Genomic DNA, 17,727 nt, shown 5'->3' on the forward strand with positions numbered 1-17,727 from the left:
CCGCAGGTCGGTCTCGCCTGGCGGGCGGTTCTAACTGGTCTAATCCCGCGCCCTGCGGCATGCGGCATCCTTGGTGTGACCGGCATCACGACCGTGGACGAGGTCGGCCCGCAGGTAGGGCCCTTTGGTCCCAGGTCATCCCATGAGTCCTCGCGTAGCGTCGAGGACACAGGAGCCCGACCCGAGGAGAGCAGCCCGATGGCGATCACCACAGAGCACGGCACGGCGGTCACCCCGCAGCCCGAGCGGCCTGTCGACGCATGGCGCGGATACGTCGCCGGCCCGTGGCAGGACGGCATCGACGTCCGAGACTTCATCCAGCGCAACTACACGCCCTACAACGGGGACGCGGAGTTCCTGGCCGGTCCGACCGAGCGCACGACCGGCATCTGGAACCGGCTGCTGGCCATGTTCCCCGAGGAGCGCGCCAAGGGCGTCTACGACATCGACGCGAGCACCCCGTCGACGATCACGGCGCACGCACCGGGCTACATCGACGCCGACAACGAGCTGATCGTCGGCCTGCAGACCGATGCGCCGCTCAAGCGCGCGATCATGCCCTACGGCGGATGGCGCATGGTCGAGGGCGCCCTCAAGACCTACGGCTACGAGGCAGACCCGCAGATCGCGAAGATCTTCACCGAGTACCGCAAGACCCACAACTCCGGCGTCTTCGACGTCTACCCGCCCGCAGTGATGGCTGCGCGGCGCTCGCACCTGATCACGGGGCTCCCGGACGCCTACGGCCGCGGACGCATCATCGGTGACTACCGCCGTGTCGCCCTGTACGGCGTCGACGCGCTGATCGAGGCGAAGAAGCTCGAGCGTGCAGAGCTCAACATGGAGCGCTCGACCGAGGACGTCATCCGGGAGCGCGAGGAGAACGCCGAGCAGATCAAGGCACTCGGTGAGCTCAAGGCGATGGCCGCCTCCTACGGCTACGACATCTCGCGTCCTGCCGGCACGGCTCGTGAGGCCGTGCAGTGGCTCTACTTCGCCTACCTGGGTGCGGTCAAGGAGCAGAACGGTGCCGCCATGTCGCTCGGGCGCACCTCGACCTTCCTGGACGTCTACCTGCAGCGTGACCTCGCCGCCGGTGTCATCACCGAGTCCGAGGCCCAGGAGCTCATCGACGACCTGGTCATCAAGCTGCGGATCGTACGCTTCCTGCGCACCCCCGAGTACGACGCCCTGTTCTCGGGCGACCCGACCTGGGTCACCGAGTCGATCGGTGGTCTCGGTGAGGACGGGCGGTCGCTGGTCACCAAGACCTCCTTCCGCTACCTGCAGACCCTGTACAACCTGGGCCCGGCCCCTGAGCCGAACCTGACGGTCCTGTGGAGCCACAAGCTCCCTGAGGGCTTCAAGCGGTTCTGCGCGCAGGTCTCGATCGACACCTCGGCCATCCAGTACGAGTCGGACGACCTGATCCGTCCCGCGTGCGGCGACGACGCGGCGATCGCCTGCTGCGTCTCGGCGATGCGGGTCGGCAAGCAGATGCAGTTCTTCGGCGCTCGGGTCAACATCGCCAAGGCGCTGCTGTACGCGATCAACGGTGGTCGGGACGAGATCTCGGGTACCCAGGTCGCACCGGTCAGCATGCCGATCCAGGGCGAGGTGCTCGGCTACGACGAGGTCTACGCCGCGTACGACACGCTGCTCGACTGGCTCGCCGAGACCTACGTCGACGCGCTCAACTGCATCCACTGGTCGCACGACAAGTACGCCTACGAGCGCATCGAGATGGCCCTGCACGACCGGGCGATCCTGCGCACGCTGGCCTGCGGCATCGCCGGCCTGAGCGTGGCGGCTGACTCGCTCTCCGCGATGAAGTACGCCACGGTCCGTCCCGTGCGCGACGAGTCAGGACTGGTCGTGGACTACGTGGTCGAGGGTGACTTCCCGACCTTCGGCAACGACGACGACCGGGTCGACGAGATCGCCGTCGAGCTGGTGCGCAGCTTCATGGGCAAGATCCGCAAGCAGCCCACCTACCGCGGTGCCCTGCACACGCAGTCGGTCCTGACGATCACGTCCAACGTCGTCTACGGCAAGCACACCGGCAACACCCCCGACGGGCGTCGCACCGGCGAGCCGTTCGCCCCCGGTGCCAACCCGATGAACGGGCGTGACACCCACGGCATGCTCGCCAGCGCCCTCAGCGTGGCGAAGCTGCCCTACGACGACTCGATGGACGGGATCTCCCTGACGTCCACGGTCGTTCCCTCGGGCCTGGGACGGTCGCGCACCGAGCAGGTCACCAACCTGGTCGGTCTGCTGGACGGGTACACCGTCTCCAACGGGTTCCACGTCAACATCAACGTGCTCAACCGTGACACGTTGCTCGACGCCATGGAGCACCCGGAGAACTACCCGCAGCTGACCATCCGGGTCTCCGGGTACGCCGTGAACTTCGTCCGGCTCACGCGCGAGCAGCAGCTCGACGTGCTGTCGCGGACCTTCCACGGCGGTCTCTGACACCTCGACCCGAAGGGCGTGGCACCAGGTCGGTGCCACGCCCTTCGGCGTGCCCGGACCGCTCGGACCTCCCGGGCGGGTGGCGGTCTCAGGGCACGGTCGTCCGACTGCTCGGACATTCGTCCTATGACTTGACGGCCCGCCTGCGTCAGACTGAGGGCATGGACACCGCGACGACCTCGGCAGGATCCCCGCCAGCAGGACCGGGCGCCCCGATCATCGACCTGGGCGTGCCGCTCGTCGGTGGTGGCCACGACCGTCCCTCGACCGGGACCTCCGGGCTGACCCTGAGCGAGGCCGACCGGTCGGACCGCTTCGCGCAGATGCGTACCGGAGAGCTGGGGTCGGTCCACTCCTGGGAGCTGGTCACCGCGGTGGACGGCCCCGGCACCCGGCTGACCACCTTCCTGTCCGGGTGCCCGCTGCAGTGCCTCTACTGCCACAACCCCGACACCATGGAGATGCGCCGGGGGGAGCCGGTCACCGCGGCAGAGCTCCTGGCACGGATCACGCGGTACCGGAACATCTTCCAGGTCACCGGCGGTGGCATCACGATCTCCGGTGGCGAGCCGCTGATGCAGCCCGCCTTCGTCGCGCGGATCCTGCGTGGCGCCAAGGAGCTGGGCATCCACACCGCGGTCGACACCTCGGGCTACCTCGGCGCGAACTGCACCGAGGAGATGCTCGAGGACATCGACCTGGTGCTGCTCGACGTGAAGTCCGGTGACCCCGAGACCTACCAGAAGGTCACCGGGCGTCAGCTGCAGCCGACCCTGGACTTCGGCCGGCGGCTCGCAGCCCGCGGCACGGAGATCTGGGTGCGCTTCGTGCTGGTCCCGGGCCTGACCGACGACCCGGCGAACGTCGAGGCGGTCGCCGCGTACGTCGCGTCGCTGCCGACGGTCACCCGCGTCGAGGTCCTCCCCTTCCACCAGATGGGGCGCGACAAGTGGGAGAGCCTCGGGCTCAGGTACGAGCTCGAGGACACCCAGGCCCCCTCGCCCGAGCTGGTCGCACGGGTGCGTGAGCAGTTCCGGTCACACGGTCTCACCGTCTACTGAGCCGGGTCGGTCCCCACGTCGGCGGTCTGGTCGGCGGCGAGGGTGGTGGCGTTCCGCCCGGACGCCTTCGCCTGGTACAGCGCCGCGTCGGCCCGGCGGAGCAGCGCCTCGACACCCTCGCCGGGACGCCGGAAGCCGACCCCGGCCGACGCCGTCACGCAGTGGTCACGGGTGAGCGGTGCCCAGTCGTGGTCCGCGATCGCGCGACGGATGCGCTCGACCGCCTCATACGCCTCCCGGCTCCCCGTGGGCCCGACCAGCAGCAGGGCGAACTCCTCCCCGCCGAAGCGCGCGAAGCGATCGGTGCAGCGCAGCGCGGACCGGACGACCTCGCAGAACTCCTTGAGCACGTCGTCGCCCACGAAGTGCCCGAAGCGGTCGTTGACCGACTTGAAGCGGTCGATGTCCAGGATGGCGACCGCGAAGTCCTGACCCGTGCGGTCGGCCCGGTCTCTCTCCTCGACGAGGGCCTGCATGAACGTCCGCCGGTTCGCCGCACCGGTGAGCTCGTCGACCGCGGCCAGCTCACGGATCCGCTCGAGGGAGGCCGAGAGCTCGGCGTTCTTCGTCGAGAGCTGCTCCCGCAGCGCGCTGAACCGCGCCCCGATGATCGTCAGCTGGTGGATGCACAGGACGAAGAAGACCCACAGGAGCGTGATGTCCGTCGCCGAGGTCCCGGGGTGCCCGAACCTGTCGCGCCCCAGCAGCAGTGCGACGCCGATGCCCGCCGCCAGGGCGACGAGAGTCGTGCGGAACTGGCGCGGGCTGAAGTTCATCATCGCGAACACGAAGGTGATCAGGACCCCCACCAGGAAGATCACCCACAGGTTCGGGGCGAGCACCAGGTAGAGCAGCTGGATGACCAGGCTCGACACGACCTGGGGGACCGCCATGCTCGGATCGGCCAGGCGAAGGTTCCACCCCCTGCGGACCGCGAGGGCGAAGGACAGCGTGGTGGTCATCGTGGTCAGCGTGAACACCACCGCGATCTGCCACGAGACGGCCCCTGCCGCGGCGAAGGCGAGCACCACGGCGGCCTGCAGGCCGGCGTTGGTCGCGGCGATCAGGGTCATCCGCAAGCGGTGCACCTGCCGCCGGGCAGCGCGCTGCCCACCCACGTCGTCGGCGCCCGGGTCCGGGACGCCGACCGACGCGGGCGTGTCAGTGTCGGCGATGGCCACGTCCACTCATCGGCAGGTTGCCCGCCATCCTGATCGTCCGGCCGGGTGGATCCTGGGGCCGGTCACCGGTGCGCCGGGACGTCGGCGACACCGGGGGGCAGCAGCCGCCTGCCGAGCAGCCGCTCGGTGTGACCGGTCCGGTCCAGGTAGGGGCAGATGCCGCCGAGGTGGAAGGGCCATCCCGCGCCGAGGACCATGCAGAGGTCGATCTGCTCGGGCCCGGAGACGACGCCCTCGTCGAGCATGAGCCCGATCTCCTGGGTGAGCCCGGAGAGCACGGCGTCGCGCACACCTGCCTCGTCGAGGGCCGCCGGCCCACCAGGGGCTCCGAACGCCTCCTGGATGAGGGGGTCGACGCCCTGCTCGGCGCCACGCCCGTCCGGCTCGGGAACGACCCGACGACCCTCGTCGGAGAGCTTCTCGAGCCCGGGCGAGAGGGGGAACCGGTCGCCCAGCTCCTCGTGCAGCGAGCCGAGGACGTGCAGCGCCACCGGCAGACCCACCAGCTGCATCAGGGCGAAGGGCCCCATCGGCAGACCCAGGGGGCGCAGTGCGACGTCGGCGACCGTGACGGGGGTCCCGTTCTCGGCCGCTGCTGCGACCTCCGCGAGCATGCGCAGCAGCAGGCGGTTGACGACGAAACCCGGTCGGTCGGCCACCCCGACCGCTGTCTTGCGCAGGGACTTCGCGACGGCGAATGCCGTCGCCACCGCTGCGTCGCTCGACTCCGGTGTGCGCACGACCTCGATCAGCGGCATCTGGGCGACGGGGTTGAAGAAGTGCAGGCCGACAACCCGCTCGGGGTGGCGCAGGTGGGTCGACATCGCGGTGACCGACAGTGCCGAGGTGTTCGTGGCCAGCACCGTCTCGGCGGAGACGATCTCCTCGAGCTCGGCGAAGACCCGCTGCTTGAGCGCGAGCACCTCGGTGACCGCCTCGATGACGAGGTCGGCGCCGGCCAGCGTGGTCAGGTCGGTGCTGACGCTGATCGAACCCAGGATGCGGTTGGCCTCCTGCTCCGAGACGCGTCCCTTGCGCGCCATGCCCTGGACGAGCGAGCGGATCCCGGCCAGACCCGCCTCGACACGCTCGTCGTCGATCTCACGCATGACGACCGGGACCCTCAGACGCCGGGACAGCAGGACCGCGAGCTGACCTGCCATCAGTCCCGCACCGACGATCCCCACCGAACGGACCGGACGGGCCAGGGCTTCGTCAGGAGCGCCTGCGGGGTTGCGGGCCTTGCGCGAGGTCAGGTCGAAGGCGTACAGCCCGGCCCGGAGCTGGTCGGACATGAGGAGCTCGGTCAGCGCCTCGTCCTCGGCGGCGAACGCGGCGTCGCGGTCCGTGGTCCGGGCAGCGGCGACCAGGTCCAGCGCCCGGTAGGGGGCGGTCTTGGCACCGTGGAGGCGCCGGTCGAGCTGGTCTCGGGCTGCGTGGATCGTCGCGTCCCAGGTCTCCTGGTCGTCGAGCGGAGGGCGTTCGACGCTGACCCGGCCCGCCAGGACGTCGGCCGTCCAGGCGATCGACTGCTCGAGGAAGTCAGCCGGGTGCAGCACGGTGTCGACCAGCCCGAGGTCGAGGGCCCCGGCGGCATCGGTCATCCGGTTGTTGGCCAGGGGTCGGGTCAGGACGAGCTCGAGGGCGTTGCGCAGACCCACCATGTGCGGCAGCAGGTAGCAGCCCCCCCATCCTGGGACCAGCCCGAGGAAGACCTCGGGCAGGGCGAGGGCACCGACGTCGGCGGCGACCGTGCGGTAGGTGCAGTTCAGGGCGAGCTCGAGCCCCCCGCCGAGTGCTGCGCCGTTGACGTAGGCGAAGGTCGGCACGGCCATCTCGCCCAGCAGCCGGAAGGTCGCGTGGCCGAGCTCGGCGATGCCCCGGGCGTCGGACTCCTGGGAGATCTGCGCCACACCGGTCAGGTCGGCCCCTGCGGCCAGGTAGTACGGCTTGCCCGTGACGGCGACGGCGGTGATCTCGCCGGCTGCGGCGCGGTGCTGCTGGGTGGTCAGGACGGTGCGCAGCGCGGTCAGCCCCAGCGGGCCGAAGGTGGTCGGCTTGGTGTGGTCCAGCCCGTTGTCGACCGTGACGAGTGCGAGCGTGCCCTGCCCCTGGGGGAGGTGGACGTCGCGGACGTGGGCGTGCGCGACGCGTTCGGGGCGCGCGGGGGTCGGGGTGGGTGCGGTGGGCTCGGTGGTCTGGCTCATGCCTGCTCCCCTGTCGCGAGGTGTCCTGAGTAGTCGGCGTGGTGCGGGTTCTCCCAGATGACGGTGCCTCCCTGGCCGAGCCCCACGCACATCGTGGTCAGCCCGTACCGGACCTCGGGTCGCTCGGCGAACTGCCGGGCGAGCTGGGTCATCAACCGCACCCCCGAGGAGGCGAGCGGGTGACCGACGGCGATCGCTCCGCCGTAGGGGTTGACCCGCGGGTCCTCGTCGGTGATGTCGAAGGCGTCGAGGAACGCGAGCACCTGCACCGCGAACGCCTCGTTGATCTCGAACAGGCCGATGTCCCCGATCTCCAGGCCGGCGCGGGCGAGTGCCTTGTGCGTCGCCGGGACAGGTCCGATGCCCATGACCGCAGGGTCGACCCCGGCGTAGGCGAAGGAGACCAGCCGCATGCGTGCGGGCAGGCCGAGCCGGTCTGCGGTGCCTGCGTCGGCGAGCAGGCACATCGCTGCACCGTCGGTGAGCGGCGCGGAGGTCGCTGCGGTCACCCGCCCTCCGGCACGGAAGGGCGTCGTGAGATCACGGATCTGCGCGACGGTGGTCCCTGGTCGAGGCGGTTCGTCCGCGGTGGCCAGTCCCCATCCGCGCTCCGGGTCGCGGAGGGCGACGGGCACCAGGTCGGGCTCGATCTGCCCGGCGGCCAGGGCGGTCGCGTACTTCTCCTGGCTCGCGACCCCGAAGTCGTCGGCGCGCTCCCTGGTCAGGGCGGGGTAGCGGTCGTGCAGGTTCTCAGCCGTGCTGCCCATGTTCAGCGCGTCGGTCGCGACCAGGCGCTCGGACAGGAACCGGGGGTTGGGATCGGCGTCGTGCCCCATCGGGTGGTGGCCCATGTGCTCGACGCCGCCGGCGAGCGTGACGTCCTGGGCCCCGACGGCGATCGCCGACGCCGTGGTGGTCACCGCCGTCATCGCACCGGCACACATCCGGTCGACGGCGAAGCCGGGGACGCTGCTGGGCAGACCTGCCAGCACGCCCACGGTGCGGCCCAGTGTCAGGCCCTGGTCACCTGACTGCGTGGTGGCGGCGATCGCCACCTCGTCGATCTGGTCGGCCGGCAGGGTCGGATGGCGGCGGAGCAGCTCACGGACAGCTTTGACCGCCAGGTCGTCCGCCCGGGTGTGGGCGTAGAGGCCGTCGGGTCGGGCACGGCCGAAAGGGGTGCGTACGCCGTCGACGAAGACGACGTCGCGGACGGTCTGGGGCACGCGCGCTGCGCTGGGCATCGAGCCTCCTGTGATGGACTGCGGTGTCCGGTCAAGCAGGAGGTTACTCGACGGTAACTAGTGCTGCAGCCAACGTCTCTGCCACGAGCTCGACCTGCCAGGACCTGGCACCTCCGGCCACCAGGGCGTCGGCGACCGACTCCGGACCAGGTTCGGCCGGAGGGTTCCAGCACAGGCGCCGCAGCAGGTCCGGCTGGAGGAGGTTCTCGACCGGCACGGAGTGGCGGGCAGCGATCTCGCCGACGACGGCTCGGGCTGCTGCCAGACGAGCTGCCGCAGCAGGGTCGCGGTCGGCCCAGGCCCGCGGGGGCGGGGGGCCGTCGGTGCGCGGACCGCGCGTCGTGGGGAGGTCGCCCTCCTCGACCGCCAGACCCTCGCGGACCGCCGCGAACCAGTGGTCCGCGCGACGACGCGTGCCCTTGCCGGAGAACAGCCGCAGGCCGGTGAGCTGCGGGAGGGTCCGGGGGAGCTCGGTCGCGGCCGAGATGATCGCGGCGTCAGGCAGGACGCGTCCGGGGGAGATGTCGCGACGGCGCGCGTCGGCCTCGCGGGCCTGCCACAGCGACCTCGCCACGGCCAGCCGTCGCCGGTCCCGGATGGTGTGCAGACCAGACATCCGGCGCCAGGGCTCGACGCGTGGCGGGGCGGGCGGGGCGAGCCGGACGGTCTCGAACTCCTGCCGCGCCCACTCCTCCTTGCCGGCCTCGCGGAGCCTGTCACCGAGCTCACGGCGCAGCTCGATGAGGACCTCGACGTCCAGGGCGGCGTACCGGAGCCACTCGCGGGGCAGCGGCCGGGTCGACCAGTCGACGGCCGAGTGCTCCTTGGCGAGCCCCAGCCCGAGCACCTCGGCGACAACCGCCGCGAGCCCGACGCGCTCCATGCCGAGCAGGCGAGCCGCGAGCTCGGTGTCGAAGACGGATGCGGGTCGCAGCCCCTGCTCGGCGAGGCCTGGCAGGTCCTGCGACGCCGCGTGCAGCACCCACTCGGCGTCCCCGAGCGCGGTCGTCATGGCCGAGAGGTCCGGCAGGGGGACCGGGTCGATCAGAACGGTTCCGGCACCGGCCCGACGCATCTGCACCAGGTAGGTCTTCTGCCCGTAGCGGTAGCCCGAGGCGCGCTCGGCGTCGACCGCCACCGGTCCGGTCCCGGCGGCGAACGCGGCGACCGCGGTGTCCAGCGCGGCAACGCTCTCGACCACGTCCGGCACGCCGTCGGCGGGCTCGCGCAACGCGGTGACCACCGGGCCCTCCACGACGGCGACGACCTCACCCGTCCTGGCCCCATCCGCGCGCGGCCGTCCCGCCGGGGTCGTGCCGACCGGATCGACCGCAGGTCCGGACGCGTCGTTGCGGGGGTCGCTGGGCATGGTGCCCACGCTAGACGGTCGTGGGGTGAGCGTCCGGCAGGCGTGCCGCGACCTCAGGCGAGGAGATCGTGCCGGATCGCGAAGGCGACCATCTCGGCGCGGTCGCCGGTGCCGACCTTCCTCGAGATGCGCGCGAGGTGGCTCTTGACGGTCAGCGCGGAGAGGTCGAGGTGCTCGCCGATCTGGCGGTTGCTCCGGCCGTCGGCCACCAGACGCAGGACGCCGATCTCGCGGGCGGTGAGCTCAGGTCCGGTACGCGGCGCCGGGGCCGGGCCGACCACCTGCCGTGCGGCGATCCGCAGTGCGCCGGGGCTGTCGGACGCCACAGCTCCGCGGACACCACCTCCGAGCAGGCTGAGCAGCTCACGACGCCCCGCGGTGCGGGTGAGCAGCACGGCGCGGGTCGAACCGCGCCGCCGCAACGTGCGGACGAGGGCAGCCCCGTCACCGTCGGTCAGCTCGTTGACGACGAAGCAGACCGAGCCGGACTCCGGGGCCGCCGCGCGCGAGGGCTGGGTACCCGTGGTCGTGAGCAGGCGTCGTCCGGCCCGGTCGGTCTCCGGGTCGCGCACCACGCTGGTGCGGACGTGCTCCACGCTCACTCAGGTTCCCCCCCGTGCTGCGGGCCAATGTGTCCTGAGGGGACTATCGGCAGGACCGTCGCAGCACTTGAGCGACCCGGTCGCGCGGGTGAGGGCAGGCCTGCGGTCGGTCGCGTCAGTGCCGACGGCCCAGAGCGGTGACACCGTCAGGCACGGGCGGCAGACCTGCCGCGGTGCACAGGAGGGTCGACCATGCGGCGAGGTGCGGGCCGAGGTCGCCGTCGGGCGGTGACCACGAGGCGCGGATCTCGACCTCGACCTCGTCGGGTCGCTCGGCCAGCGCGCCGAAGGTCTGGGACAGGACCCGCGTCACGGTCCCCCCGAGGGCCCGGTGCTCGGCACGATGGTCCTGCAGGGCGTCCTGGACCCAGGTCCACGCAGCCTCGCACAGCAGCGGGTCGGCGCCGACCTCCGGGTCCAGCGAGGCCCTGACCAGGGTCACCACCCTGAACGTGCTGTCCCACGCCTCCTGGCCGACCGGGTCGTGCAGGACCACGATGCGGCCGGTGGCCGGGTCCTCCTCGGTCGCGTCGATCGTGCCGCGCACCCGGATCTCACCGGTGAGGGCGACCGAGAACGGTGCGATCCGGCCCGGGGCGGGCACCTCGCTCAGGTGGACCTCGGGGCGCAGCCGCTCGTCGCGCAGGGACTGCAGTGCGCGCACGAACTCGGCGGGGACGTCCGCATCCGCTGTGATCACGATCGCACTGTACGACCGGTCGCCGACAGGCAACGGACCGGCGCGCGGACACGTCCGGCCCGATGTCACACCCGCGACTACGCTGGCCGGGGAACGTCACCGTCGGAGAGGAAACCTGAGGATGTCCGCACGCGCGCAGATCGGTGTCACAGGTCTGGCGGTCATGGGCCGCAACCTTGCTCGCAACTTCGCTCGCAACGGCTTCACGGTGGCGGTGCACAACCGGTCGTTCGGTCGGACGCAGTCGCTGGTGGCCGACCACGGGCACGAGGGCGAGTTCGTCGCATCGGAGTCCTTGGAGGACTTCGTGGCCTCGCTCGAGCGGCCGCGCAAGGTGATCGTGATGGTGCAGGCCGGCGGTCCGACCGACGCGGTGATCTCCTCGCTGGTGCCCCTGCTCGAGGAGGGCGACATCGTCATCGACGCCGGCAACGCCCACTTCCCCGACACCCGGCGGCGTGAGGCCGAGCTCAAGGCCCACGGCCTGCACTTCGTGGGCACAGGGGTGTCCGGCGGTGAGGAGGGAGCCCTGCTGGGGCCCTCGATCATGCCGGGTGGCTCAGCCGAGTCCTACGAGTGGCTCGGTCCGATCCTGGAGAAGATCGCCGCCAAGGTCGACGGGGTGCCGTGCTGCACCTACGTGGGACCCGATGGCGCGGGGCACTTCGTGAAGATGGTCCACAACGGCATCGAGTACGCCGACATGCAGCTGATCGCCGAGGCCTACGACCTGCTCAAGCAGGGTCTGGGTGCCTCGGCCGCGCAGATCGGTGAGATCTTCGCGCAGTGGAACAGCGGTGACCTGGAGTCGTTCCTGATCGAGATCACCGCGGAGGTCCTGGCCCAGGTCGACGTCGAGACCGGTGCGGCCTTCGTGGACGTCGTCCTGGACCGTGCCGAGCAGAAGGGCACGGGCCGGTGGACCGTGCAGAACGCCCTGGACCTGGGGGTGCCGATCACCGGGATCGCCGAGGCGACGTTCGCCCGCGCGCTGTCCGGCTCGGTGCCCCAGCGGGCGGCGGCCGCGGGGGTGCTGCAGGGTCACGCCGGGCAGTGGGACGTCACCGACCGCGAGGCCTTCATCGAGGACGTCAGGCTCGCGCTGTACGCCTCCAAGGTGGTGGCGTACTCGCAAGGGTTCGACCAGATCGCCGCGGCGTCCGCCGAGTTCGGCTGGGACATCGACCGGGGGGCGATGGCGCGGATCTGGCGCGGTGGGTGCATCATCCGGGCCCGCTTCCTGGACCGCATCACCGAGGCCTACGAGCGGGACGAGGACCTGCCGCTGCTGCTGGCCGACGAGTACTTCACCGGTGCGGTGGGCAACGGTGTCCCGGCGTGGCGCCGGGTCGTGTCCCAGGCCGCCCTCAACGGCGTGCCCACCCCGGCGTTCTCCTCGTCGTTGGCCTACTACGACGGGGTCCGCGCCCAGCGGCTGCCGGCCAACCTCATCCAGGCCCAGCGTGACTACTTCGGCGCCCACACCTACCAGCGCACCGACCGGCCCGGCACCTTCCACGTCCAGTGGACCACCGACCGCACCGAGGTCGAGGCCTGAGCCGATGCCCTCTGCTGCTGTCCAGCTCCCGGACCTGCAGCCGGTCATCCTCGGTGGGGACATCGGCGCCTACAGCCTGGCGCGGACCTTCCACGAGGCCTACGGCACCCGGTCCGTCGTGGTCTCCACGGTCTCGACCGGCCTGGTCCGGCACTCGCGGATCCTGACCAACGTCGTCGAGCCCGGGATCGACGACGCCGACACCGCGGTCGCGCGCCTGCGCGCCATCGCGGCCCAGCACGTCGGGCGTCGCCTGATCCTGCTGGGGAGCGCCGACTGGCTGGTCCGGACGATCGTGGAGAACCGTGACCGGCTCGAGGACCTGTACGTGATCCCGTACACCACCAGGGACCGGCTCGACCTGGTGACCGACAAGGACCACTTCGGTCGGTTGTGCGCGGAGCTGGGTCTCGCGCACCCGACGACCGTGGTGCACGACGTCGCAGCGGGCGGGGTGCCCGACACCTCGGGCCTGACGTTCCCGGTGATCGCCAAGACGGCCAACACCGCGGCCTACCACCAGGTCGAGTTCCCCGGGAAGAGGAAGGTCTTCACCGTCGCGACCCCGCAGGAGCTCGCCGAGCTGCTCGAGCGCATCCGCGCCTCGGGGTACACCGACTCGTTCGTGATCCAGGACTTCATCCCCGGGGACGACTCGGGCATGCGGATCCTGACCTGCTACAGCGACGCCCGTGGCCGGATGCGCTTCGCGTCCTTCGGTCACGTCCTGCTCGAGGAGCACACGCCGGGCGCACTGGGGAACCCGGCGGGCATCATCACCCAGCCCGGGCCCGAGGTCGTCGAGCAGGCCCGGCGCCTGCTCGAGCACATCGGGTGGACCGGGTACGCGAACTTCGACCTCAAGTACGACCCCCGCGACGGTCGGACGGTCTTCTTCGAGCTCAACCCTCGTCTCGGTCGCAGCAACTTCTACATCACCGCGGCTGGGCGCAACACCGCTGAGCTGTACGTGCGCGAGCACCTGCAGGGCCTCGACCCGCTCCCCGACGACACCCCAGAGGTGCTGACCGAGGAGCACCTGTACACGGTGCTGCCACGCCCCCTGCTGCTGCGGTACGTCGCCGACCGGACGCTGCGAGCCCGCGCCCGCCACCTGTTCCGCCGCCGACACGCCACCAACCCGCTGTGGTATCGCGCCGAGCTCGACCCCCGCCGGGTGGCCTACCTCCTCGTCGCCCAGCTCAACCAGTTCCGCAAGTACCGCACTCACTACCCCCTGGTCGGGTCGAGCACCCGGTCGGTCGTGCCGCGGTGACCGCCGCGCCCGCACCGGTCGGCGTGATCGGAGGGGTCGGTCCGCTCGCCACGGCGTACTTCCTGGACAAGGTCGTGCGGCTCACGGCGGCCGAAAGGGACCAGGACCACCTGGACATGGTCGTCCTCAACCACGCGACCATCCCGGACCGGACCGCCTACATCCTGGGGGAGTCGGCCCAGAACCCCGGCCCGGTCATGGCGCAGGACGCGCGTCGGCTCGAGAGGTTCGGGGTCAGCTTCCTCGTGCTGCCCTGCAACACGGCCCACTACTTCACCGACGAGATCGTCGCGGCCGTGCAGGTCCCGGTGGTGAGCATCATCGACGAGACCGTCCAGGAGGCCCGTCGCCGCGTGCCGGACCTCCGGTCGGTCGGTCTGCTCGCGACCTCGGGCACGGCACGGGCCGAGGTCTACCAGCGGGCGTTGGCCGACCACGGGATCGACTGCGTCCTGCCCCACGAGCAGGACCAGGCCGAGGTCATGCGGATCATCTACGACCAGGTCAAGGCGGGGCGGCGGGTCGACATCGACGCGTTCCGCGGCATCGTGGGTCGACTGAAGGAGCAGGGAGCCCAGGTCGTGGTGCTGGGGTGCACCGAGCTGTCGGTCGTCGCCGAGGACTTCGACCTGCTGTCCGACGCGACCTACGTCGACTCGCTCGACGTGCTCGCGCGTCGGACCATCGAGCGCGCGGGCCACACCGTCCGCGGCTGATCCTCGCCACGTCGTGCGCAGCGCCGGGTTCGTGCCGGTGCACCCCGGACGGGCCGGCGTGTCAGCCGAGGCGGCTGGTGCCGCTGTACAGGTGGAGCACCGGCACCCTCAGGTGCTCGCGGGCACGCGAGGCCCAGTCCGTGTGGAAGGTGTCCTCGAGGGCGTGGGGGAGGGTCACCACGATCACCTCGTGCACGTCGTGGGTCGCCAGTGCGGCGCGCAGCGCCGGCAACGGGTCGTCCGCGACGACCGCCCCGTCCGCGGTCGCGCCGGCGGCTGCGAAGGCGGCCAGGCTCCACTCGAGCTGTTCCTCGGCGGTGGCCCTGGCCACCTCGGGCTCGGGCTCGCGCCCCAGCACGGCATCCAGGGCCTCACGCAGCTCGCCCAGGCTCAGGTGGTCGACCAACGAGACGAGCACGTTGCGCTCGGTGTCGGCGGGGACCAGCACGTGGTACCGGACGTCCTGGTCGTGGTGCAGGGCGGTGATGTGCTCGACGTCGGCGGCCGCCAGGGCGTCCTCGGTCAGCACCAGGATGATCTCGCTCACGGTGCGAGCCTAGTCGGACGTGACGAGCCAGCGCGCGAGGAGCACCCCGTCGGCGTGCAGGAGGTGGGTCGGTGACGCCCTCACGGCCGGTCGGTACCAGTCGGTCCCGTCGAGGATCCGGGGGGCGGGCCCGCCGACCAGAACCGGGCTCGTGGTCAGGCACAGCTCGTCGACCAGTCCCTCGCGCAGGAGCGCCGCGAGCAGGCTGGGGCCGCCCTCGGTCAGGATGCGGGGGTGGTCGCCCTCGGCCAGGGCGTGACGCACGAGGGCCAGGTCCACGGTGTCCCGGTGGACGTGGAGCCGATCGGCGGGCAGACGGCGGCGCAGGTCGGCCAGGTGGGGCGCCGCCTGCGTGGTGAAGACCCACGGCGCAGGGTGGTCCGCCAGCAGGTCGGGGGGGAGGTCCCCCGAGGCGGTGACCACGGCGAGCGCAGGATGGTCCGCCTGCCCGCGCGATCCGCGACCGGGCACGAGGGCAGGTGCGGTCCGCGGTGCACGGTACCCCTCGGAGCGCACCGTGCCCGCACCCACCAGGACGACGTCGGCCAGGGCTCGCAGCGTCGTGAAGACTCGCAGGTCGGCAGGTCCGTTGATCGAGCCGGACCGGCCGTCGGCGCCGGTCGAGGCGCCGTCCACCGTGCTGATCATGTTGCCGCGGAGCCACGCCCACCTCCCGGAGCCGGACGCCCCGGGGTAGGCGTACAGGGCACTGAGCCGTGCCTCGGCGGGGTCCGGACCGATCGGGTCGCCCGAGCCGGCGGGGAGCAGGACCTCGAGGGCCGGTGGCGGGTGACTCACCCGCCGAGGCTATCCGGTGCGGGAGCAGCACCTAGGCTGGGCACCCATGAACGTGCCGCACCCGGTGACGTCGCCCCAGGCGCCGCCGCAGCCCCTGTCCCAGCGGACGCCCGACGTCCCTGCCGGCCAGCTCCTGGCCGGTTTCGTACCGCCGCGGCACTTCGCCGACGCGAGCTTCGACAGCTACCACCCCGACCCCGGCCACCCGAGCCAGCAGGAGGCTCGCGACCGGCTGCAGGCGGTGTCCGACGAGCTCCGCCGTCCGCAGCCGACCTCGTGGTGGCGACGCGCGCCCCGGACCCCGCCGGTGGCGCTCTACCTCGACGGGGGCTTCGGGGTCGGCAAGACCCACCTCCTGGCGGCCCTCGCGCACGCGGTCGGTCCGCAGGCCGCGACCTACGGCACCTTCGTGGAGTACACCCATCTGGTGGGGGCGCTGGGCTTCGCCCCCACGGTCAAGGCGCTCTCGCGCCGCAGGCTGGTCTGCATCGACGAGTTCGAGCTCGACGACCCCGGGGACACCGTGCTGATGTCACGCCTGCTGCGCGAGCTGGCGGACGCGGGTGTCGCCCTCGCGGCGACCTCCAACACGTTGCCCGAGTCGCTCGGCGAGGGGCGCTTCGCCGCCGAGGACTTCCTGCGGGAGATCCAGGCTCTGGCCGCACGCTTCGAGGTGCGTCGGATCGACGGCCCCGACTACCGCCACCGCGACGCACCTCGCGCCGAGCGCGGGCTCGAGGACGAGGTCGTCCGCGCGGCCTGCGCGGTCGTCGAGGGTGCCACCTGCGACGACTTCACGGACGTCACCGCGCACCTGCGCACCGTGCACCCCAGCCGGTACGGGGCGATGCTCGAAGGGGTCCGTGCGGTCGGGCTGGTCGGCGTGGGGCCTGTCACCGACCAGGCCGACGCGCTGCGTCTGGTCGTCCTGGTCGATCGCCTCTACGACCTGGACGTGCCGGTGCTCCTGGGAGGGCAGGGGACCGAGGGTCTGTTCAGCGCCACGATGCTCAACGGCGGCTACCGCAAGAAGTACCTGCGGTCCTTGTCCCGGCTCGGCGCGCTCGCCGAGCAGGGTGCGGTGCTCGCCCGCCAGGGCTGACCCTGCACCTCGGACGTGGCGCGGAGCTCAGCGGTGGGTCGACGCCTCGAGCCGGGCGAGCTCGACCTGCGGGTCGAAGCCCGCGGTGGGCCAGGTGAGGTGGAGGTCGTCCAGCGCGCGGGTGACCAGCTCGGTCACGGCCAGCCGCGCGTACCACTTCCGGTCGGCGGGAACCACGTGCCAGGGTGCGGTGGGGGTCGACGTCCGGTCCAGGACGGCCTGGTACGCCTCGAGGTACTCCGGCCACCGTTCGCGGGCGTCGATGTCGGCCGGGTCGTACTTCCAGTGCTTGTCAAGACGCTCGAGCCGTCGCCGCAACCGTTCTGCCTGCTCGTCCGGTGAGACGGCCAGGAGGACCTTGACGATCGTCGTCCCGGCCGCGGCGACCTCCTCCTCGAAGGCGTTGATCTCGTCGTACCGTGGCTCCCACCCGGAGCGGGGCACGAGCTCCTCGACCCGCACGATCAGCACGTCCTCGTAGTGCGAGCGGTCGAAGACGCCGATGTACCCGGGGCGCGGCAGGGATCGCCGGACGCGCTCGAGGTAGTGCTCGGCAGCCTCCTGCGGGGTCGGCGCCGCGAAGGAGCGCAGCGCGACACCCTGCGGATCGACCATGCCGAGCACGTGCCGGACGACACCTCCCTTGCCCGAGGTGTCCATGCCCTGCAGGATCAGCAGCACCGATCGGTCACCGCCGCTGCGCCCGTGCGCGAAGAGCCGTTCCTGCAGGTCGGACATGATCTCGCCGCGGTCGCCGGTCGCCGCACGGCCCTCCTTCTTGCCTGCTGACCAGCCCGGCGTCGCGGAGTGGTCGAGGCCCGCGAGGTCGAACCCGGGGGTGACCCGCAGCGCCGCCGCCGGCGACATCTCCCAGTGGTCGGCCGTCAT

The 17,727-nt window shown here is 71.6% G+C and carries 15 protein-coding genes; 6 read left to right on the forward strand and 9 right to left on the reverse strand.

Translation table 11 applies throughout. The features are described from left to right. Positions 1-198: 198 nt before the first annotated feature. Together pflB and pflA are read left to right on the forward strand one after the other, a co-directional pair. Positions 199-2,478, forward strand: coding sequence for a formate C-acetyltransferase (gene pflB / locus M1R94_RS14505; RefSeq protein WP_249382427.1), 2,280 nt, complete (start codon positions 199-201; stop codon positions 2,476-2,478). A gap of 161 nt (positions 2,479-2,639) precedes the next feature. Next, the gene (pflA, locus tag M1R94_RS14510) at positions 2,640-3,539 is read left to right on the forward strand and encodes a pyruvate formate-lyase-activating protein (protein ID WP_249382428.1); all 900 of its coding nucleotides are present in this window, start codon (positions 2,640-2,642) and stop codon (positions 3,537-3,539) included. Here pflA and M1R94_RS14515 read toward each other — a convergent pair. The 6 genes from M1R94_RS14515 to M1R94_RS14540 all read right to left on the reverse strand — a co-directional run bounded on the left by M1R94_RS14515 (position 3,533) and on the right by M1R94_RS14540 (position 10,842). After that, on the reverse strand, positions 3,533-4,720 hold the full coding sequence (locus M1R94_RS14515) for a GGDEF domain-containing protein (RefSeq protein WP_249382429.1): 1,188 nt from the start codon (positions 4,718-4,720) through the stop codon (positions 3,533-3,535). The two genes, pflA and M1R94_RS14515, sit on opposite strands and share 7 nt — an antisense overlap. A 62-nt stretch (positions 4,721-4,782) precedes the next feature. Further along, positions 4,783-6,927 carry a 3-hydroxyacyl-CoA dehydrogenase NAD-binding domain-containing protein gene (locus M1R94_RS14520; RefSeq protein WP_249382430.1) on the reverse strand — a complete coding sequence of 715 codons (2,145 nt, stop codon included), beginning with the start codon at positions 6,925-6,927 and terminating at the stop codon, positions 4,783-4,785. Beyond that, a complete protein-coding gene (locus M1R94_RS14525) occupies positions 6,924-8,171 on the reverse strand; it encodes a thiolase family protein (protein WP_249382431.1) in 1,248 nt (415 codons plus the stop codon). Before M1R94_RS14525 ends, M1R94_RS14520 begins: the two co-directional genes overlap by 4 nt. A gap of 43 nt (positions 8,172-8,214) precedes the next feature. Then, entirely contained in the window at positions 8,215-9,540 is a 1,326-nt protein-coding gene (locus tag M1R94_RS14530; protein ID WP_249382432.1) for an HRDC domain-containing protein, read from the reverse strand. 53 nt (positions 9,541-9,593) lie between these two features. Beyond that, a complete protein-coding gene (locus M1R94_RS14535) occupies positions 9,594-10,142 on the reverse strand; it encodes a helix-turn-helix transcriptional regulator (protein ID WP_249382433.1) in 549 nt (182 codons plus the stop codon). A 115-nt stretch (positions 10,143-10,257) separates the two neighbouring features. Continuing rightward, positions 10,258-10,842, reverse strand: a complete 585-nt coding sequence (locus M1R94_RS14540; protein ID WP_374109472.1) for a DUF3000 domain-containing protein — start codon at positions 10,840-10,842, stop codon at positions 10,258-10,260. A gap of 121 nt (positions 10,843-10,963) precedes the next feature. On the opposite strand from M1R94_RS14540, the gene gndA reads away from it, so the two are divergent. Genes gndA through cuyB form a run of 3 tightly spaced genes read left to right on the forward strand, consistent with a single transcriptional unit; the run spans position 10,964 to position 14,392 of the window. Beyond that, the gene (gene gndA / locus M1R94_RS14545) at positions 10,964-12,400 is read left to right on the forward strand and encodes an NADP-dependent phosphogluconate dehydrogenase (protein WP_249382434.1); all 1,437 of its coding nucleotides are present in this window, start codon (positions 10,964-10,966) and stop codon (positions 12,398-12,400) included. Positions 12,401-12,404: 4 nt separating this feature from the next. Next, positions 12,405-13,676 (forward strand): carboxylate--amine ligase, encoded by a 1,272-nt coding sequence (locus M1R94_RS14550; RefSeq protein ID WP_249382435.1) that lies wholly within the window; start codon positions 12,405-12,407, stop codon positions 13,674-13,676. Next, a complete protein-coding gene (gene cuyB, locus M1R94_RS14555) occupies positions 13,673-14,392 on the forward strand; it encodes a cysteate racemase (protein WP_249382436.1) in 720 nt (239 codons plus the stop codon). Before M1R94_RS14550 ends, cuyB begins: the two co-directional genes overlap by 4 nt. 61 nt (positions 14,393-14,453) lie before the next feature. Here cuyB and M1R94_RS14560 read toward each other — a convergent pair whose 3' ends face one another. Both M1R94_RS14560 and M1R94_RS14565 read right to left on the reverse strand, forming a co-directional pair. Beyond that, the gene (locus M1R94_RS14560) at positions 14,454-14,939 is read right to left on the reverse strand and encodes a hypothetical protein (RefSeq protein ID WP_249382437.1); all 486 of its coding nucleotides are present in this window, start codon (positions 14,937-14,939) and stop codon (positions 14,454-14,456) included. Between the two features lie 9 nt (positions 14,940-14,948). Beyond that, on the reverse strand, positions 14,949-15,737 hold the full coding sequence (locus M1R94_RS14565) for a dihydrofolate reductase family protein (RefSeq protein ID WP_249382438.1): 789 nt from the start codon (positions 15,735-15,737) through the stop codon (positions 14,949-14,951). A gap of 46 nt (positions 15,738-15,783) precedes the next feature. Between M1R94_RS14565 and zapE the strand changes: the two genes are divergently transcribed. Next, on the forward strand, positions 15,784-16,839 hold the full coding sequence (gene zapE / locus M1R94_RS14570; protein WP_249382439.1) for a cell division protein ZapE: 1,056 nt from the start codon (positions 15,784-15,786) through the stop codon (positions 16,837-16,839). A gap of 27 nt (positions 16,840-16,866) precedes the next feature. On the opposite strand, the gene M1R94_RS14575 is transcribed toward zapE, so the two are convergent. Then, positions 16,867-17,727: a PPK2 family polyphosphate kinase gene (locus M1R94_RS14575; protein WP_249382440.1), complete on the reverse strand. Its 861-nt coding sequence runs from the start codon at positions 17,725-17,727 to the stop codon at positions 16,867-16,869.

Origin of the sequence: Actinotalea alkalitolerans (assembly GCF_023369855.1) — a bacterium.
GTDB lineage: Bacteria > Actinomycetota > Actinomycetes > Actinomycetales > Cellulomonadaceae > Actinotalea.

Excerpts from the sequence above, each read along its gene's own strand:
- pflB (WP_249382427.1), top strand. The coding sequence starts at position 199 with ATGGCGATCACCACAGAGCACGGCACGGCGGTCACCCCGCAGCCCGAG.
- pflA (WP_249382428.1), top strand. The coding sequence starts at position 2,640 with ATGGACACCGCGACGACCTCGGCAGGATCCCCGCCAGCAGGACCGGGC.
- M1R94_RS14520 (WP_249382430.1), bottom strand. The coding sequence starts at position 6,927 with ATGAGCCAGACCACCGAGCCCACCGCACCCACCCCGACCCCCGCGCGC.
- M1R94_RS14525 (WP_249382431.1), bottom strand. The coding sequence starts at position 8,171 with ATGCCCAGCGCAGCGCGCGTGCCCCAGACCGTCCGCGACGTCGTCTTC.
- M1R94_RS14530 (WP_249382432.1), bottom strand. The coding sequence starts at position 9,540 with ATGCCCAGCGACCCCCGCAACGACGCGTCCGGACCTGCGGTCGATCCG.
- gndA (WP_249382434.1), top strand. The coding sequence starts at position 10,964 with ATGTCCGCACGCGCGCAGATCGGTGTCACAGGTCTGGCGGTCATGGGC.
- M1R94_RS14550 (WP_249382435.1), top strand. The coding sequence starts at position 12,405 with ATGCCCTCTGCTGCTGTCCAGCTCCCGGACCTGCAGCCGGTCATCCTC.
- zapE (WP_249382439.1), top strand. The coding sequence starts at position 15,784 with ATGAACGTGCCGCACCCGGTGACGTCGCCCCAGGCGCCGCCGCAGCCC.
- M1R94_RS14575 (WP_249382440.1), bottom strand. The coding sequence starts at position 17,727 with ATGACGGCCGACCACTGGGAGATGTCGCCGGCGGCGGCGCTGCGGGTC.